This is a genomic window from Paractinoplanes rishiriensis (genome assembly GCF_016862375.1).
GTDB lineage: Bacteria > Actinomycetota > Actinomycetes > Mycobacteriales > Micromonosporaceae > Actinoplanes > Actinoplanes rishiriensis.
Genome location: NZ_BOMV01000035.1, coordinates 112,526 through 127,317, shown reverse-complemented (window position 1 = coordinate 127,317; position 14,792 = coordinate 112,526). Strand labels below are relative to the sequence as shown.

General features: G+C 68.1%; 15 protein-coding genes, 1 tRNA gene and 2 pseudogenes. 6 read left to right on the top strand and 12 right to left on the bottom strand.

Annotated elements, in window-relative coordinates; all coding sequences use genetic code 11:
* Positions 1–168 precede the first annotated feature (168 nt).
* The 5 genes from Ari01nite_RS16365 to Ari01nite_RS16345 all read right to left on the bottom strand — a co-directional run bounded on the left by Ari01nite_RS16365 (position 169) and on the right by Ari01nite_RS16345 (position 5,381).
* Complete coding sequence (locus tag Ari01nite_RS16365) at positions 169–1,014, bottom strand: ABC transporter permease (protein ID WP_203782109.1); 846 nt, start codon at positions 1,012–1,014, stop codon at positions 169–171.
* Positions 1,011–2,009 carry an ATP-binding cassette domain-containing protein gene (locus tag Ari01nite_RS16360; RefSeq protein ID WP_203782108.1) on the bottom strand — a complete coding sequence of 333 codons (999 nt, stop codon included), beginning with the start codon at positions 2,007–2,009 and terminating at the stop codon, positions 1,011–1,013. Before Ari01nite_RS16360 ends, Ari01nite_RS16365 begins: the two co-directional genes overlap by 4 nt.
* Complete coding sequence (locus Ari01nite_RS16355) at positions 1,957–3,159, bottom strand: glycosyltransferase 87 family protein (RefSeq protein ID WP_203782107.1); 1,203 nt, start codon at positions 3,157–3,159, stop codon at positions 1,957–1,959. Before Ari01nite_RS16355 ends, Ari01nite_RS16360 begins: the two co-directional genes overlap by 53 nt.
* On the bottom strand, positions 3,156–4,520 hold the full coding sequence (mptB, locus tag Ari01nite_RS16350; RefSeq protein ID WP_203782106.1) for a polyprenol phosphomannose-dependent alpha 1,6 mannosyltransferase MptB: 1,365 nt from the start codon (positions 4,518–4,520) through the stop codon (positions 3,156–3,158). Before mptB ends, Ari01nite_RS16355 begins: the two co-directional genes overlap by 4 nt.
* A gap of 63 nt (positions 4,521–4,583) precedes the next feature.
* A complete protein-coding gene (locus Ari01nite_RS16345) occupies positions 4,584–5,381 on the bottom strand; it encodes an S-methyl-5'-thioadenosine phosphorylase (RefSeq protein ID WP_203782105.1) in 798 nt (265 codons plus the stop codon).
* Positions 5,382–5,503: 122 nt separating this feature from the next.
* Here Ari01nite_RS16345 and Ari01nite_RS16340 point away from each other — a divergent pair, with 122 nt between their 5' ends.
* The 3 genes from Ari01nite_RS16340 to Ari01nite_RS49900 all read left to right on the top strand — a co-directional run bounded on the left by Ari01nite_RS16340 (position 5,504) and on the right by Ari01nite_RS49900 (position 6,420).
* On the top strand, positions 5,504–6,061 hold the full coding sequence (locus tag Ari01nite_RS16340; RefSeq protein WP_203782104.1) for a YqgE/AlgH family protein: 558 nt from the start codon (positions 5,504–5,506) through the stop codon (positions 6,059–6,061).
* A gap of 74 nt (positions 6,062–6,135) precedes the next feature.
* Positions 6,136–6,211 (top strand) — tRNA-Ala (locus Ari01nite_RS16335).
* A complete protein-coding gene (locus Ari01nite_RS49900) occupies positions 6,175–6,420 on the top strand; it encodes a hypothetical protein (protein WP_239162793.1) in 246 nt (81 codons plus the stop codon). Before Ari01nite_RS16335 ends, Ari01nite_RS49900 begins: the two co-directional genes overlap by 37 nt.
* A 369-nt stretch (positions 6,421–6,789) precedes the next feature.
* Here the strand turns inward: Ari01nite_RS49900 and Ari01nite_RS49895 are convergent.
* The 5 genes and pseudogenes from Ari01nite_RS49895 to Ari01nite_RS16315 all read right to left on the bottom strand — a co-directional run.
* A pseudogene (locus Ari01nite_RS49895) lies at positions 6,790–7,287 on the bottom strand (recombinase family protein); the annotation flags it as partial.
* An 8-nt stretch (positions 7,288–7,295) separates the two neighbouring features.
* Positions 7,296–7,808 (bottom strand): annotated as a pseudogene (locus tag Ari01nite_RS49890) (recombinase family protein); the annotation flags it as partial.
* A gap of 105 nt (positions 7,809–7,913) precedes the next feature.
* Positions 7,914–8,174, bottom strand: coding sequence for a hypothetical protein (locus Ari01nite_RS16325; protein WP_203782103.1), 261 nt, complete (start codon positions 8,172–8,174; stop codon positions 7,914–7,916).
* Between the two features lie 337 nt (positions 8,175–8,511).
* Complete coding sequence (locus Ari01nite_RS16320) at positions 8,512–9,387, bottom strand: replication-relaxation family protein (protein ID WP_203782102.1); 876 nt, start codon at positions 9,385–9,387, stop codon at positions 8,512–8,514.
* A gap of 1,203 nt (positions 9,388–10,590) precedes the next feature.
* On the bottom strand, positions 10,591–10,824 hold the full coding sequence (locus tag Ari01nite_RS16315; protein ID WP_239162792.1) for a winged helix-turn-helix domain-containing protein: 234 nt from the start codon (positions 10,822–10,824) through the stop codon (positions 10,591–10,593).
* 332 nt (positions 10,825–11,156) lie between these two features.
* Between Ari01nite_RS16315 and Ari01nite_RS16310 the strand changes: the two genes are divergently transcribed.
* A complete protein-coding gene (locus tag Ari01nite_RS16310; RefSeq protein ID WP_203782100.1) occupies positions 11,157–11,354 on the top strand; it encodes a hypothetical protein in 198 nt (65 codons plus the stop codon).
* Between the two features lie 95 nt (positions 11,355–11,449).
* Here Ari01nite_RS16310 and Ari01nite_RS16305 read toward each other — a convergent pair whose 3' ends face one another.
* Positions 11,450–12,598 carry a caspase family protein gene (locus Ari01nite_RS16305; RefSeq protein ID WP_203782099.1) on the bottom strand — a complete coding sequence of 383 codons (1,149 nt, stop codon included), beginning with the start codon at positions 12,596–12,598 and terminating at the stop codon, positions 11,450–11,452.
* Positions 12,598–12,948, bottom strand: a complete 351-nt coding sequence (locus tag Ari01nite_RS16300) for an effector-associated constant component EACC1 (protein WP_203782098.1) — start codon at positions 12,946–12,948, stop codon at positions 12,598–12,600. The genes Ari01nite_RS16305 and Ari01nite_RS16300 overlap by 1 nt, the downstream gene beginning before the upstream one ends.
* Before the next feature lie 195 nt (positions 12,949–13,143).
* On the opposite strand from Ari01nite_RS16300, the gene Ari01nite_RS16295 reads away from it, so the two are divergent.
* Complete coding sequence (locus Ari01nite_RS16295) at positions 13,144–13,659, top strand: DUF4365 domain-containing protein (RefSeq protein WP_203782097.1); 516 nt, start codon at positions 13,144–13,146, stop codon at positions 13,657–13,659.
* The gene (locus Ari01nite_RS16290; RefSeq protein WP_203782096.1) at positions 13,656–14,780 is read left to right on the top strand and encodes a hypothetical protein; all 1,125 of its coding nucleotides are present in this window, start codon (positions 13,656–13,658) and stop codon (positions 14,778–14,780) included. The genes Ari01nite_RS16295 and Ari01nite_RS16290 overlap by 4 nt, the downstream gene beginning before the upstream one ends.
* Positions 14,781–14,792 lie beyond the last annotated feature (12 nt).

Sequence of the window (14,792 nt, the reverse complement as noted above, 5' to 3'; positions counted from 1 at the left end):
CGGCAGGGCAGGGCGGCAGGGCAGGGCGGCAGGGCAGGGCGGCAGGGCAGGGCGGCAGGGCAGGGCGGCAGGGCAGGGCAGGGCAGGGTGGCAGGTGGCTGGGTGACGAGAAAGGAGGGTGGAGGGGGCGGCACGGCCGATTGAGGGGCGGCCGCTGCGTTGTGGTGGCTACTTGCGGTTATAGAGGCGCATGGTCAGGGAGCCGAAGATGGCTACCAGGAGGGCGCTGGCCAGCAGCGTCCACGTCACCTCGTACATGTTCCAGTCGCCGGCCATGATGGAGCGGATGGCGGCTACCAGGTGGGTGATGGGGTTTACCTCTACGAACGCCTGCAGCCAGCCCGGCATGGTGGTCGGCTCTACGAAGACGTTGCTCAGGAACGTCAGCGGGAACAGGACCAGCATGCTCACGCCCATCACGGATTTCTCGGAGCGCAGGAACAGGCCGAACATGGTCCAGACCCAGGAGAACGCGAACGAGAAGACCACCAGGAGGGCCATGCCGCCGATGACGCCCAGCACGCCGCCGTCGGGACGGAAGCCGAGGATCAAGCCGACCACCATGATGGTGGTGGCGGCCAGGATGTAGCGGAGGACGTCGCCGAAGATCATGCCGACCAGGGCGGCCGGGCGCCAGACCGGCAGGGTGCGGAAGCGGTCGAAGACGCCCTTTTCGATGTCGGTGTTCAGGCCGACGCCGGTGTACATGGTGATCATGACGACGCTGGTGACCATGATGCCGGGCAGGAAGAACTGGAGATATTCGCCGGTGGAGCCGGCGAGCGCGCCGCCGAACAGGTAGGTGAACATCAGGGTCATGATGATCGGGAAGGCCGTGACGTCGAACAGCTGCTCGGGCACGTGCTTGATCTTGAGCATGGCGCGCCAGCCGAAGGTGACCGAGGCGGACCAGGCGCTCGGGCGTTTCGGCTGATCGCCGCGGGCCAGCACGGCGCCCAGCGTCTCGGCCGACGGGGTGTAGGCGGTCGCGGTCTCGGTCGTCGCGGTGCTCATGCGGAAACCCCCTCGGAGACGGCCCCCTCCGAGACGGCCGGGCGGTCGGTCAGCGCCAGGAACACCTCGTCGAGGGTGGGCTGGCCGAGAGAGAAGTCGTCGACGATGATGCCGGCCTGGGCGAGCCGGGCCAGGGCGCGCGCGGCGTGCTCGGCGGCGCCGCTCTCGGAGCCGGACGCGTCGGCGCGCGCGGTCAGCGCCACCGGGTCGGACTCGAGCTGCACCGTGGTGCCCAGTTCCTCGGCCAGCACCCGCTCGGCGGCCGGGCGCTGCTCGGCGTTACGCAGCCGGACGTGCACCGTGCCGGCGCCGATCGACGCCTTGAGCTCGCCGGGGGTGCCCTCGGCAATCACCTTGCCGTGGTCGATCACCGCGATGCGCCCGGCCAACTGGTCGGCCTCGTCGAGGTATTGCGTGGTCAGCAGCACCGTGGTGCCGTTGGCGACCACCACCCGGACGATGTCCCACACCTGGTTGCGGCTGCGCGGGTCGAGGCCGGTCGTCGGCTCGTCGAGGAACAGCAGGTCGGGAGTGTTGAGGATGCTGGCGCTGATGTCGATGCGACGGCGCATGCCGCCCGAGTATTTCTTGACCTGGCGGTCGGCCGCCTCGGTCAGGCCGAACGCGTCGAGCAGCCGGGCGGCGCGCTCGCGGGCCTGGGGTTTCGAGTAGCCCAGGAGGCGCGCCAGCAGCACCAGATTTTCGGTGCCGGTGAGGTCCTCGTCGACCGACGCGTATTGGCCGGTGAGGCTGACCCGGCTGCGAACGGCGTCGGCCTGCTGGACCACGTCGTGGCCGAACACCCGCGCCGACCCGCCGTCCGGCCGCAGCAGGGTGGCCAGCATGCGCACCACCGTGGTCTTGCCCGCGCCGTTGGGGCCGAGCAGGCCGTAGACCGTGCCGGCCGGCACGGACAGGTCGACGCCGTCGACCGCGCGGTTGTCACCGAATGTTTTCACCAGACCGCTGGTCTCGATGGCCGGTGCGGTGGTCATCAGTGTGGTCCCTCCGTTGGCAATGGGCGCATCGTGCCGGATGGGTATGACAGTTTCCTGTCACCAGCACTCCGAGCAGCAGGAACGTCAGCCAAACGTACGCGTTGCCGCCCGGGAACGCGGCCCAGCCGTGCGGATCGGCCCACCACACCCAGACCAGGCTGCTGCTCAGCACCGTCACCCCGGCCGCCAGACCGGCCAGCCGGCGCTTACGTCGTACCGGATCCGGGTTTGAAATTGCGTGATCGAGCAGCAGGAAGATGCCGGGCAGCAGCCACACCAGGTGATGCACCCAGGTCACCGGGCTGATCAGGCAGCCGACCGCACCGGTCACCGCAAACCCGGCCAGTTGGTCCGGGCGGCGGGTGCGCACCCACCAGCACCAGGCCGCGACCACCAGCGCCACCGCGACGATCCACCATATGCCGGGCACGTCGAGCCGGGCCAGCACCCCGCGCAGCGACTGGTTGGAGACCTGGAACGGCTGGCCGATCCGCCCGGTATCCCAGACCGCGCTGGTCCAGAAGACCCGGGACGCGTCCGGTGCCAGCAGAAACGCTATTGCGGTGGCCCCCGCCGCGGTACCTGTCGCCGCGGCCCGATACTGCCGGGACAACAGCAAGTAGCCGATGAAGACCGCCGGGGTCAGCTTGATCGCCGCGGCCAGCCCGATGCCGACGCCCGGGCAGCGGCGATTGCGCAGGTCACCGCAGACCAGCACGAGCAGGAGCAGGTTGACCTGGCCGTAGCTGAACGTGTCGCGGGCCGGCTCGAACACCAGCACGGCCAGGAAGGCGAGCGCGACCGGCGTCCACAGCGGCCACCCGTGCCGGTGCAGGATCGGCACCAGGAACCAGCGCAGCAGAAGCGCCACACAACCGGCGTTCACCACCAGACCGGCGCCGATCGCGATCGGCCAGGACATTGCGGCCAGCGGGCTCAGCACCAGCGCCGCGAACGGGGGATAGGTGAACCCGTACTCGCTGTCCTGGTAGCGGAAGTCGTACAGCGCACCACCGTCGAGCAACCAATACCGCACCGCGCCCCGGTACACGCCGAGATCGAAGAAATGCCGGAACGTCGGCACGGTCACCAGGAACACGGCCACCATCACGGCCGCACCGCTCACCACGGTCAGCCGCCGGGTCATCGAAACCTCCCGGCCAGCGCACGCTCAAGGTCAAATTCCGCAACCGTCAGCCGTACGAGGAGAAAGGCGGCAACCCCGAGCAGTGCGCCGGTCGTCGCCAGCAGGACCCGTTCGGCGTCCGCCGCGAAGCCGTCCGGCAACACCACCAGGACCAGCCCGGCGCAGAACGCGGCCAGTGCCCGCCGCACCCTCCGCTGGACCACCACGGCCGCCAGCGGGGCCAGCCCCCACACCACGTACCAGGGCCGGATCGCCGGACCGAACACCACCACCGCGACCAGCACGATGCCCAGCCCGTAGACCGGACCGAGCCGGTACCGGCAGACCCACACCGCGGCCGCCACCGCCAGCACCGCGACCGCGCCGGCCCAGCGCCACAGGCCGACCTCCGCGGTGGCCCGGCCGAGCAGCCCGGTCAGCGACCAGTTCTGCGCCGAGACGGGCGTGGACAGCGCGCCGATCCAGCCGTACCCGGTGCCGGCCGCCGCCGTGATAACCATGGTCGCGGCCAACCCGACGCCGCCCACCGCCGCCGACGCCCGCAGCACCGGCCAGCGACCCGGCAGGTAGCCCGCCCAGATCGCGGCCACCGCCGCCAGCCCCAGCCCGGCCGGCGCCTTGACCAGTGCGGCCGTCACCACCAGCAGGGTGGCCACCACCGGGTGGTGCCGCACCGCGGCGGCCAGCCCGGCCGCGAGCAGGCCCACCATGAGCGCGTCGTTGTGCGCGCCGCCGACCAGGTGGATCAGGGTCAGCGGGTTGAGCACGGCCAGCCAGGTCGCGGCACCCGGGTGCACGCCGGCCGACCGGGCCAGCACCCGCACCGCGACCGCGAGCAGGACCAGACCGGCGAGCGCCACCAGACGCATCGCGATCACGCCGAGCACCAGGTTCGCGTCCAGCAGTCCGGTGATGGTCCGCGCCACGATCAGGAACACCGGCCCGTACGGGCTCGGGGTGTGTTGCCAAACGTCCGGGACCTGCGCGGCGAGCAGGCCGCCCAGCACCGCGGGCCCGTGCCGGTAGACGTCCAGCCCCTCGTCGATCATCAGGCCCTGCGCCAGATAGCTGTACACGTCCCGGCTGAACATCGGCGGGGCCAGCAGCAGCGGCGCCACCCACAGCGCAAGCGTCCGCCACGGGTCGTCGATGCCGGTCTGCCGGGCTACCCGGCCGTACCACCACCAGGCGAGCAGCAGTAACGCCAATCCGCTGTAGACGCAGACCAGACCGGGTCGCGCGTGGCTGTCGCCGGCGAAGAACGGGATGCCGACCGGCAACGCGCCGGCGCCCAGGCCGCCCACCGCGATCAGGGCAGAACCGGCTAAACCCACGGCCCGCGCCGCATGATCCTTGTGCACGGCTGCACCTTCTCAATAGACGGTGTCGAGCCGAGGACCTCCGGTCGTCGGGCAAATGTCGTTTCAGGGGAGGGCGATGGGGAGCTTGATGCCGTCGAGAGCGGTGGGGCACGGGCAGGTGCGTTCGGCCGGCAACTGCAAAACCGCATTGAGCAGTACGCCGCGGAGGCGCTCGGTGTTGGCGGCGAAGACCCGGAACACCTCCTCATGGGTGACCGCGGGCCCGCCCTCGACCCCGGCGTCCAGGTCGGTGACCAGCGCGATCGCCGTGTAGCAGAGAGCCAGCTCGCGGGCCAGCACGGCCTCGGGGTGGCCGGTCATGTTGACCACGGCGCCGCCGATCGCGGTGAACCAGCGGGACTCGGCCCGGGTCGAGAAGCGCGGGCCCTCGACCACCACCATGGCGCCGCCGTCGACCGGCGCGAGCTCGCGGGCGGACTCCAGCACCACGGCGCGCCCGGCCGGGCAGTACGGGTCGGCGAACGACACGTGCACGGCGCCCTCGTCGTAAAAGGTCTGAACGCGTCCGCTGGTGCGGTCGATCAGCTGATCGGGGACCACGAAGGTGCCCGGTCCCAGCTCCGGCCGGAGACCACCGACCGCACAGGGCGCGACGATCTGGCGTACGCCCAAAGCGCGAAGCGCCCAAAGATTTGCCCGGTACGGAATCCGGTGCGGCGGGTACCGGTGGTCGCGGCCGTGCCGAGGCAGGAAGGCGACCCGCCGGTCACCCACCCGGGCGACGGTAATCGGGTCGGACGGGGCACCGTAGGGCGTGGACACCTCGAACTCTTCGGCGTCGTCGAGGAGCGCGTAGAGGCCCGACCCGCCGATCACACCGATCTCAGCCGCTGCGTTCATGGCCAGACCTTATCGGGGCCTGGAAACTCGGGCTAATGTGCTGAGCATGGCGTTGCTGGAAGACCCCCGAGCGCTGTGGGTGGCTCGTGCATAGCGAGGGTCAGCGGATCGGAGGCCGGTCGATGGAGTCGATGACCGGCCGACTGCTGGTTGCGACCCCGACCCTCAAAGATCCGAACTTCGACCGTACGGTTGTCCTGCTGGTCGCCCATGAGGCGGGCGGGGCGCTGGGCGTGGTGCTCAACCGCGCCACCGAGGTTCCGGTCTCCGACGTCCTGGGCAGCTGGGGCGAGCTCGCCGGCGAGCCCGCCGTGCTGTTCGAGGGCGGCCCGGTGCAGCCCGAGTCGGCGATCTGCCTGGCGCGCACCCGACCCGAGGTCAAAAAGCGGCTGTCCGGCTTCCACCAGGTGGCCGGCGCCCTGGGCACGGTCGACCTGTCGGCCGACCCCGACCGCCTGCGCGAAAACCTGGCCGGCATCCGCGTCTTCGCCGGCTACTCCGGCTGGTCCGCGGGCCAGCTCGAGGAGGAGATCGCGAGCGGCTCCTGGTTCCTGCTGGACGCCCTGCCGGGTGACCCCTTCATCAACCGCCCGGACGACCTGTGGGCCATGGTCCTACGCCGCCAGGGCGACATCCTCGCGGCGGTCGCACACTTCCCACCCGACCCACTGCTGAACTGAGGGGGTCCCGGCGGGGGCTGCCGCGGGGTGTGTAGTATTTCTCCCGTGCCCGGCTGAGTGCCGGGGACTTGTAAGGGGCTGTGGCGCAGCTGGTAGCGCACCACACTGGCAGTGTGGGGGTCAGGGGTTCGAGTCCCCTCAGCTCCACCAACTTCACCATTGCGCAAACCGGTGGTGGGTTCGGTGGTCGTGGCGGTGGTGCCGCTGGTGACGTCGATGGTGTCGGCGTTGGGGATCTTGAACACGGGTATCACCTCCCCTTTCTCGTTGATGCGGATCTCGGCGACGAGGGTTTCGATGGCGCGTTTGCGTTCGTGGTCGGTGCCGTGGGTGATGGTTTGTTCGAGGTAGGCGCGTAGCCGTTCGATGGTTCCCTCCGGTGGTGGGGTGGGTTCGTGGGCGAGGCTGGCGTTGAGGTCGTCGCGCCGGGCCTGGAGTTGGGTGATCTTGTGCCGGAGTTCAGCGATGCGGGGCCCTGCGGTGGCGTCGTCCATGGTGCCGTTCTCGAACGCAGTGTGATATCGGTCGATCGCGGTCTGGTTGTGGACGATTTTCGCGGTGAGGGCGTCGAGTTCGTTGTGCCGGTCGGCGTGGGTGTCGTGGAACTCGCGGCGGGCCTGGGCGAGGACCTTGTCGATGAGGGTGTAAGCGACGGCGTAGAAGTCGTAGAGGGCCTGGAGCACGGCGGTTTCGGTGGCGTCGGCGGCGAGACGGGCTCCAGTGCAGCCGGCGGCGCCGTAGCGGTTGCGGGAGAAGCAGGTGTAGTAGCGGTAGCGGGCGTTACGTCCTCGGACGGCGGTGCCGATGTACTTGTGGCCGCAGTCGGGGCAGGTGATCAGCCCGGTGAGGTGGTATTCGCTGGGTGAGGTCGCGCGGCGGGTGTGGGCGTCGGCTCGGGTGTCGGCGATGTCGCGGGCGATGGTGAAAGTCTCGCGGTCGATGAGCGGTTCATGGGCGTCGGTGACGTGGACGTCGCGGTAGGCGATGTCGCCGACGTAGGCGGGGTTGTCGAGGATCCGGGCAACGGTGTAGCCGGACCAGGGTTTGCCGGTGCGGTTGGCGATGCCGCGTTGGTTGAGTTCGGTGGCGATGGCCCGGGTGCCGAGGCGTTTTTCGGTGTAGAGGCGGAAGATGTCGCGCAGGATGGGTGCTTCTTCGGGGTGGGTACGAGTTTCTGGGTGTCGCGGTCGACGTGATAGCCGTACGGTCGGGTGCCGCCGGCCCATTTTCCTTTGGCTGCTTTGGTGGTCATGCCGTTGATCACCCTGTCGATGATGGTTTCTCTTTCGAATTCGGCGAATACGCCGAGGAGTTGGACGAGCATTCTTCCGATGGGTGTGGAGGTGTCGAAGGGTTCGGTGGCGGAGCAGAACGCGACGCCGGCGTCGTCGAGTTCGTGCAAGAGGTCGAGTAGGTCGGACAGGCGGCGGGAGAACCGATCGACGCGGACGACGAGCAGCACGTCGTACTGGCCGTTCTTCGCGGCGCGCAGGGCGCGTTGCAGGTCGGGGCGGTCGGTGGTGGCGCCGGAGGCGTCGTCGCTGAATTCCAGGACGAGGGTCCAGCCGGGCTGGGAGTTGATGTAGCTCTTGAGCGAGGCGAGTTGGGCGTCGATGGAGAAGGGTTGGTGTTCGTCGTCGGTGGAGCGCCGGGTGTAGATCGCGATCCGGCGCAGGCCGGGTTCACCGCCGAGCGTGCTGGTGGGGCGGCGTTTCCCGCGTCGGGGTCTGGGAATGCTGGCTGCCATGGTGTGGTGTCCTTCACGAACGGGCAGATGGTGGGCGATCGCCGGTGGGCGCGGTGACGGACACTCCGCGACCTCGCGGGAGTGTCCGTCACCGGCCGGGGCCGGTTATCCGGTGTCGGGGTGGGTGCGCCAGTAGTCGGCGATCAGGGCGGCCAGGGCGTGGATGGCCTCGGTTTCTTCGGCGGGTGTCATGGTGACCGTTTCGATGTGGGCGACCTGGACGTCGGTGATCGTGTTCGGTTTCCGGCGTCGCCTGCCATTTTCTGCCGCCGTTTTCGGCGGTTTTCGGTCAATGGCGGAAACGCGTGTTTCGCTATTGTCATTATACCCGTTTCGGGTAGTTTCGCCTGGGGCGTGGTGTCGCATATTCCTCCGGGATAGCCGTCATGATTGTCAGCGGTGATGGCGCGTAGAGTCATTGTTTTCGGGGCTCCTTTCGAGCTGTATTTCGATGTCGCTATCCGAGTGCGTTCCGGCTGCGGTGAGCCGGGCGAGGCCCCCGGTTACCGGCGGCGGGATGGCGGGGCCGAGCATGGTAGCTCCGGGATCTGTCAGATCCTCGGGTTTGTCCGCGGCGGGGATCTGTCCGAAGCTGTCAGCGCGCCGGTGACCGGGTGTTGACAGCTTCCGGCCGCGGGCGTGTGAGGATGTCGCCCGGAGGCTGGCGGTGGGCCACGGGCGGTGAGCCGGGATCGCGGTGCGGTCATGGGTCGTCTCGGCTGTCGACGACCGCGGTGGCGAGGTCGGCCAGGCGAAGGGGTGCGCCGGGCCGGTGGTGCAGCCACCACACCGCGTCGGCCGGGCTGAATCCGGCGTGGGTGGCGTGGTCGCGGGCGGCGGTGGCTACCGGGATCCGGACACCGGCGTCGGTCAGTTCGCGGTGCAGGTGGCGTTCCCGGACGGTCGAGTGCAGCCAGAACAGCACCGGCCACAACCTTTGGGTCACGCCGACGAGCTTTTCGTAGGAGAGCGCTTTGTCGGCGAGTTGCGAGAGCCGTTCGGTGCCGGTGTCGTACTCCAGGAAGAACGGCACCTGCTGGTGGTGTTCGGCCCAGATGCCGTGCCCGTCCGGGCGGACCCGGGCGGTGTAGGCGAAGACCTGGACCGGGTCGCCGTCCTGGGCGAACGCGCCCGCTGTTTGTAGTCGTGTTGCCGGCCACCACCGTTGAAGCTGTGCGTGGGGATGGGCGCGGGCGTATCCGGCGAGGTCGGTGAAGAACTGGTTGGTGCCGAGCAGGTGGGGCAGGTTGGCGCGGTTGGTCAGGTGCCAGCGGCGTCGGCGGGCGGCGTCGCGGCGGGGCAGCGGGTCGCCGCGCTGGGCGGAGACGACGTCGGTGCCGAGTTGGTCGAGGACGTAGTGGTAGGGGTAGGAGCCGCCGTCGGGGCGTTGCGGCCGGAACCGGCCGATGACCTTCAGCCCGGTCAGGCGCAGCAGGCGGTCCTGGGCGGCGTCGATGGTGGGGAACAGGGCGTGGGCGATCTGCGGGGTGGTGAGTACGCCGTGGTCGGCGAGCCAGCCGAGGAGGACATGGTCGCGGTCGGTCAGGCTGGACTGGATACGCAGGACGGGTTCGGTCATAGGCAACCTCCTGGTTTGTATATGGGTGTGGGTCCCCATGGGGAGACCCCTGTTAGAGGGTCTGTCGCGACCGCAGCGGCGCCGCTGACAGCGGGGCTGGCCTGCGATGACAGGTGTGGGGTGGGGTCCGTTCGGGGGTCCGGATCAAGCCGGAGGGCTATCCGGGGAGCCCAACGGGGACCCGGACGGGGACCGGGACGGAATCTGTCAGCGCCACGCCGTCGACGATCATCGGCGCGGACGGGATGACGGTGGTGGGTGGACACGAGGACTCCTCGATACGTCGTTGGTGGTGGAACTGCGACGTGCTGCCGGCCGGCGTTCGCGTACGGCCGGAAGTCGGTGACGGGTGCTACGGGTCGCTGTGTAGTTGTGAAGGACGTGCGCCGAGCGGCACGCGGCCGGGCGCAGGAACGAGGACGGTGCGGGGTTCAGTGGTGTCGCCGGGCATGGCCACGGCGGCATGGCGCCACGTAAAGCAAGGCGCGAGAAGGGGTTAGAGCGAGTGGCCGCAGTATTGCTTGCGGTACACCCAGCTGCATGACGCGCACGGCGGGGTCGACGACTCCGGCGCGGTGTTCGCCGCCGACCTGCCGCTACGGGCTCGGTGGGCACCTATACGAACACCTGGTGCGCCAGGTTCGACGACGCGGCAAGCCCGTTACCCGGCCGGGGCGTCGCCGCCGACCGGCCCCAAGGGACGGGTGGGCACCCATACGACGCTGATCCGTCAGGCGCGCGGACCCTGTGCGAGTCTGCACCCAGTACAACAAAGCAAGCGGGCATCACCGTAACCCACCGGAGTCCACTCGCGACAGAGGCTTACAGATTGTGCAAGAGCGGACCGGCCCGAACGGTAGGCGGAGTTCGGCCACTCACGGGTAACGGCACGGTTTCCGGTGGGGCGACGATCCAGGTTTCCGACGTCACTGCTGGTAGCAGCCAGTGTCGATCGGCATGGATGCTGCGCTACTGATCCGGAATTACGAGACTCGCCCCGGACTCGGCAGCACGAAACAAGACGAGATATCACTACCTTGAGTAATCGAGGTGAGGTATCGCGGTGCGGCTGCGGGCACCCGGTCGTGCCCGATGACTGACCGTTGGGGTATGCCCGCTCCCGCGTCGGCGATCAGGGCGCCCGTCGTCGGTCGCGCCAGCGGGATCACCTCCATCCGGCGGACCGCGCCCTGCCAGACGAGATCAGGTCGGCTTCGGGTCGTCGTGTTCGGTGACGAACACACCGACGCCCGACAGCCCTTCCACCAGACCCTTCGCCTTGAGCCACTGCACCGCGTTGCGCACCACCGTGATCGACACTCCGTACTGGGCCCTCAGCTCCGCCGTGCTCGGCAGACGGTCGCCGGGCCTCAGTTGACCGCACTCGATCTGGCCGGTGATGTCATCGATGACATGCTGCGTCTTGGACTTCGCCACGTTGTTCCACTCCCTGGTCCGCAAGACCAGTGGACCATGTGGCGACTTCAACTGCAAGCAAAAGGATGCTGATGGGCGCATCCAGGGGTTGCCATATGCATAAGGTTGGGTTGGGTTTAGTCTGCCGCTCCCTGGTCCGCAACCCGTGAGCGACCGGCACCGGCGCATTTTCGTGCCGGATGACCGAGTAGGGCCCGGCCGGTCAAGCGATTCGTTTCGCCTGGCCGGTCGGCTGCCACCAGCGTTTCGAAGGAGGAAATGAAACACCGGCCAGCCGGCTCGTACCCACGGCCTTGGCCGACCGGTTCGGCGCTTTACGAAGGAACGACACGATGAAGACAGGAAACGAAGATCCCGTGCTACGCGGCGCCCGCCGGGTCGCGGACACCTTGGCCGGATGCGGCTACGCGTTCATCGAGGACGACCAGCTCGACGGCTTGGCTGCCGTTCTGCGCTCGTTCCTGACGGTGGCGAGAATCCCGGTCAACTCAACAGAAGCCGGCACCGGACGGCTGACTGCGTCGGCGTGAGCTTGCGCGCGGGCCGACGGCATGTACGGACGCAGAAGCCATTGAGCGTTCCAGTTGGGGCCGGTCCAGGCGCGCAGGACCGGTCGCCGCGATAGTCACAGGCCAGCCGGGTGATAGCCGTATTCGGCGAGCCGGTCACGGGCAATCTGGAGCTCTTCGTCGGTGAACAACGCCGACCATGGCTCTTGCAGGACAAATGCCTCGACGGTGAGATCGAGACGTCCCTTCTCCCAGAGGGTGGTGAACCCACTGGAGACCGACGACGCGTGCAGGAGCTGACGGGCTGCGCCGAGGCCACCAGAAGTGGAGATCATCCGAATGTAGATGGTGGCGTTGTAGTTGATCTCGCGCTTCATGGCGCGGTACCCGTTGACGAGCGCCTCGTGGAACTGTTTTTCGAGTACTTCGCTGTCAGCCGGACTCGTGCTGCTTTGTGCTTTCGATCGGAGCATGTCCTGCTCCGGAGGCGTCCCCGCAGGCCGTACGGGCGATAGCGTTGGACTGTCGGCCACGTTCGGTCCAAGTGCAATGTGGTCGGCAAGGCCCGTACCGAGGTGTTGCGGCCGGGGCATGCTGCGCGCGTGCAGGCCGCGGACAAGCGCAGTGTAAATGTCACGCATCGAGAGCAAGTCGCCAGCACCGGGGATTCCGTCGCGAAGTACCCGCAGCAGCTCTCCGGTGAACGCTGTGAACCGGTCACCGGGTGGCGCGATCGAGGTCGAATTTGCCGGCGCTGAAGTGACCGTGTAGGTGCCACTGATGTCAATGGCTGCGGTCAACGCCGAGGAGACCGATGTCATCGCGGTTGCCGCGTGCCCGGAGAAGCAGCAGTCGAGTATCAGGATTCGGTTCTTCGCAGGGCTTTCGGCGAGGGCCAGGCGCAGCCACTCGATCGGCACCGCGGTGTAGGTGACGCGGTCCGGGTCGGTGTTGGCGACTGCGAGATGCAGTGCACCGCGTGGGGTGAGCAGCCCGTGCCCGGCGTAGTAGACGATCGCGGTATCACTAGCCGCGTTCACGGTCTCGTCGAGCGCGGCGCCAACCTCGTCCTGGGTACGCGGGTTGATGAGCTGCCGGCAGCGGGCGGGATCGACCACCCCGGCGGTAGGAGCAGTGAGCGCCTCGGCCAGGGCGGAGATGTTGTTGGCCACAGACGGCAGGTCGGTGATCGCGTCGCTGGCGAAATTGGCGGCTCCGACGAATAGCGCATTGGACTTGTGAGGGTCCGGCAGACGGGTTGCCATCACAGTCCGCCGGTAGCTGCAACCGCCTCTTGCAGCAGTTCAGCGGCGGCGGCAGCGTTGGCCGTGTCGATCTCGACGCGGCAGGTCCGGTCGCCGTTCGTGATCTCTACGTTGACCTTGGTCCGCCGTGCCCCGATCCAGGCGTTCAGCGTGCCGCCGAGGGTGGCCACCGCACCACCGCTGCCGAGCGCCACCGTCAGGACTTCCGTGACGCTGCCCATGTCGCCGGGTTTCAGGTCGGACGTCACGGTCCTGACCCTTCCACGAAACTCGTCATCGCGTTGCAGCCAGGAATAGAGCGAGCCCAGCTCGTTCGTCGTGTTGTCACCGAGCGCGATCTCCGCATGCACGCGGCGATAATCCTCGCTCGCGCAAAGGAACGCCAGGCGTCCGTGATGTCGGCTTGGCGACTGACCGGACGAGGCGTGATCGCGTAGCTGACGGGCTTGGCGGGAAGACCTGCGACGGGGGGTTCTCCGCGACAGTGACCAGAAGTAATGTTTACGCCCACGGAGCGCTTCCGGTGCGGACCTGGGACAGGGTGTATGAGCTACGCCAAATACAACCATCAAGGATATTTCGGCGAGAGTTTCGTCCGAGTGTTGGCCAGCGCTGCCGGCCTGATCGCTGGTCAGCAAGACGTCGACCACACAGGTGTGGACTTCTCCATCGACTTTCCGGGGATTCGTGGCACGGTCCGGTTCCCCAAGATCGAGGCACAGGTCAAGTCGTGGTCGAGCCCCAAGGGAACTGATCTTCACTGGCAGTACCCGATGAAGGTGGACCACTACAACAACATCGCCGGCGAGGGGTTCGCCGTGTCTCGCTACCTCTTTCTGATCATCGTGCCATCGGACGTCAGCCAGTACGCGGAGGCGGACGAGGATTCAATGCGCCTCAGCCACTGCGGCTACTGGGCTTCCTTACGGGATTCGCCGGTGCTCGACCGGACGGAGCAGCGCAACGTCACGGTCTCCGTACCCAAGCGCAACCTCTTGACCGTGAACGGCCTGCGGTCATTGCTCGGCCCGGTCCCCGCGCAACGGGTGTCCGCGTCGTGACGCCGCCTGCCCTGGTCAGTGACGAAGAGCTGCGCGCCGCGTCGGCCCTGACGCCGGAAACGCTGAATCAGTATCTGTTGTCCAACGGTTGGGCCCCGCAAGAGCGTCTCGAACGGGCCACCCTGTGGTCACGACGGGAGAACGACGGCGAGTTCCAGGTGTTGGTCCCCGGCGATCGGGAGCTGCGCGACTACGCGAGCCGCATCTCCGATTTCCTCGCCACCGTCGCAGCCGTGGAGGAGCGCCCGATCCGGCTGCTCTTGGACGACTTAGCGGACACCGGCGCGGACACACTGTCCTTCCGGCTCCTGCCCGACGGACCTTCCGGGACGATTCCCCTCTTCAACGCGGTGGATGCGTTGGCGGGGGTCCGGGAGTTGGTCGTCTCGTCCACGTACGCACTGATGAACGAGCGGCCGATGTTGATGCAGGGACGTCGGCCGGACAGCGCGTTCGACTTCGCTCGTACGGTGCGATTGGGAACCCCGCGCGCTGGAAGCTGGGCGATTGCTGCTCAGCTCGCCGTTCCGCGCGTCGCCGTGAACGCCGAGTTGCCTTTCGCCCGCCGGGTGTCCTTGCAGATGCACCGTGCGGTACGGGCGTGTTTCGCCGCCTCCGGCGAGGCGCAGCGCGACTTCGATATCGGGCTGTTCCTGCGCCGCACGGGTGAGGGGGTTTCGGCGAACGTCTGTGATGCGCTGGCCCGGCTCGGCCGGGACGGCGTTCCCTACGACGTCCGGTTCAACTGGGCTGGTCAGCTCCCGTCTTCCGTGCCGGCCAGGTCGTTTCGCTTCAACACGCGCCGGATCGAGATCCTGCGTACCGCAGCAGAGCAGCTCAGGGTGGCGGTTCCGGACGGGGAGGTCACGATCGAAGGTCAGGTCAGCCGGCTGCGGCGAGAGGCCGGCGAGGGCGGCCAGGCGACCGTACGCGGATCGATCTCCACCGTATACGGCTCCTCGGAGCGGTCCGTCCGGGTGTTGCTTCCGGACGCCCTCTATCAACGGCTCGTCGACGCACACGGTCGCCGGCAACACGTACGGGTCACCGGCACGGCTGTGCGCGGACGGATCGAGCGAGTTTCCCGCGTTGAGGTCGTGGCCGACAGAACCAGAAACTGACCGCTTGACCTG

Coding starts and splice junctions, on each gene's coding strand:
- Ari01nite_RS16365 (WP_203782109.1), bottom strand. CDS start 1,014: ATGAGCACCGCGACGACCGAGACCGCGACCGCCTACACCCCGTCGGCC.
- Ari01nite_RS16360 (WP_203782108.1), bottom strand. CDS start 2,009: ATGACCACCGCACCGGCCATCGAGACCAGCGGTCTGGTGAAAACATTC.
- Ari01nite_RS16355 (WP_203782107.1), bottom strand. CDS start 3,159: ATGACCCGGCGGCTGACCGTGGTGAGCGGTGCGGCCGTGATGGTGGCC.
- Ari01nite_RS16345 (WP_203782105.1), bottom strand. CDS start 5,381: ATGAACGCAGCGGCTGAGATCGGTGTGATCGGCGGGTCGGGCCTCTAC.
- Ari01nite_RS16340 (WP_203782104.1), top strand. CDS start 5,504: ATGGAGTCGATGACCGGCCGACTGCTGGTTGCGACCCCGACCCTCAAA.
- Ari01nite_RS16325 (WP_203782103.1), bottom strand. CDS start 8,174: ATGCGACACCACGCCCCAGGCGAAACTACCCGAAACGGGTATAATGAC.
- Ari01nite_RS16320 (WP_203782102.1), bottom strand. CDS start 9,387: ATGACCGAACCCGTCCTGCGTATCCAGTCCAGCCTGACCGACCGCGAC.
- Ari01nite_RS16310 (WP_203782100.1), top strand. CDS start 11,157: ATGAAGACAGGAAACGAAGATCCCGTGCTACGCGGCGCCCGCCGGGTC.
- Ari01nite_RS16305 (WP_203782099.1), bottom strand. CDS start 12,598: ATGGCAACCCGTCTGCCGGACCCTCACAAGTCCAATGCGCTATTCGTC.
- Ari01nite_RS16295 (WP_203782097.1), top strand. CDS start 13,144: ATGAGCTACGCCAAATACAACCATCAAGGATATTTCGGCGAGAGTTTC.